Source organism: Streptomyces sp. E11-3, assembly GCF_046540415.1.
GTDB lineage: Bacteria > Actinomycetota > Actinomycetes > Streptomycetales > Streptomycetaceae > Streptomyces.
On record NZ_JAZGRL010000145.1, the window covers coordinates 1 to 1,768 of the forward strand.

The 1,768-nt window shown below is 74.4% G+C and carries 1 pseudogene; it reads right to left on the reverse strand.

Annotated features, from left to right (window positions below):
- Positions 1 to 102: 102 nt before the first annotated feature.
- Positions 103 to 1,768, reverse strand: a pseudogene (locus U9R90_RS35940) (AfsR family transcriptional regulator); the annotation flags it as partial.

Below are 1,768 nucleotides of genomic sequence, written 5' to 3' on the forward strand. Positions count from 1 at the left end.
GCGAGCGTGCGTGCCGGGCGTCGGGGCGCAGGCGGGGGTTCAAAGACAGGCTCTGCGCGGCCTCCGGTCTGACCCGGCGCCCGGGTCGCGTCCGCGCCGCGGTCAGAACAGGGCGGCGGCCTCCCCCACCTGGAGGTCGCCGCCTTCCGCGTACGCCTGCTCGTACGCCGTGTCGTCGATGACCGCCCTTACGGCGGCCTCGGCGGCCTCGCGGTTCTCGCGCTCGTTGGTTTCGGGGTGGTGTCCCGGCGGGAGCAGCGCGTCGCCCGCGCCCAGCAGCCGGGCGGCGACCCGGGCCCGGTCCTGGCTGCCGTCGGCCGCCGCCGTGCCCGCCAACGCCCGTGCGGCGGTCGTCAGATGCACCGCGGGCAGATGGGGCACGACCATCACGGCCAACGGCTCATTGCAGCAGGCGAGGGCGGCTCGCGCGTGTTCCAGGGCGGCGCCGTAGCGCCCGTCCTGGTTGTCGAGCCAGCCGAGCAGGCCGCGTACCAGGCCCTCGAAGAACGCCACGGGTCCCGCGGGGTACTGCTCGCGCAGCAGGGCGGCCTGCTCGCGTGCCTCACCGGTGCGTTCCGTGCGGCCCAGCCAGACCGTGAGGTACAGCCGGGCCGCGGGCAGCGCGTCCATGGAGCCCCTGCCCTGCTGGGCGATGACCTCGCGCAGGATCGCCTCGCCCCGCTCGGGCCGCTCGCCGGACTCCAGCAGGGTCGAGGCGTACCGGGCCTTGAGGACCGCGACCTGGCTCGGTGCCCCGAGTTGTTCGGAAAGTTCGATCGCCGCGCTGAAGTCCGCCCCGGCGCGGGCGTACTCGCCGAGCCGCTCGTGGGCCTCACCGCTCGCGGAGAGCGCTTCGGCGGCACCCCAGTTGTCGCCGAGTTCCTGGAAGAGGGCCAGCGCCTCGGCGGCGTCGCGAGGTGCGCTCCCCGCCCAGTCGGTGCGGTTGGCGAGCACCCACGCCCGCATATGCAGGGCACCGGCCAGCTCCCAGCGGTAGCCGTACCTGCGACAGGCGTCCACCGTGGCGTCGAGCAGGGACCGCAGATCGCACAGGTCACCGCTGACCAGCACCACGTAGATCCACAGGGCGCCTGGCGAACGGCAAGTCTGCGGCAGGCCGGGGCGGTAGGCGGCGATGATCCGGCGCATCCGGGCCTTCGTCTCATCCGAGGCCCAGCCACCGGCGGAGTGGTCCTCGGAGGCCAGCTGGATCAGCCGGACCCCACGCCGTGCCTCCCACAGCTGTTCGGGCGGCATCGGCGGCGGCGCGTCGATACACCGCTCGAACAGGGGCGGTACGGGCCTGACCGGCTCGGCGAAGGGGTCGGGGCCGAGCTCGGCGGCCGCGGTGGCCCACTGGCGGCTCTCGGCGCGCAGCTCGCGCATCTGCCAGTACCAGCTGAGCGACACGACGAGGCAGAGGGCCTCGTGTTCATCCCTGGCGGCGGTCGCCCGGCGCAGTGCGGTGCGCAGGTTCTCGTACTCGACCTCGATGCGTTCGATCGCGGCGCGCTGCCGTGGGCCGCGTAGCTCGGGGTCGGAGGTGCGGGCCAGTTCGCGGTAGTGGACGAGGTGGGCCCGCTCCGCTGTGGCCCGGTCTCCGGCCTCGTCGAGCCGCTCGGCCGCGTACTCGGCGACGGTCTCCAGGAGGCGGTAGCGCATCTGGCCGTCGGGCGAAGGGGCCGCGACCACGAGGGACTTGTCGACGAGCGACCCGAGCAGGTCCATCACCTCGGGCGGGTCGGGCGCGAGGGCGGTGGGGTCCGGG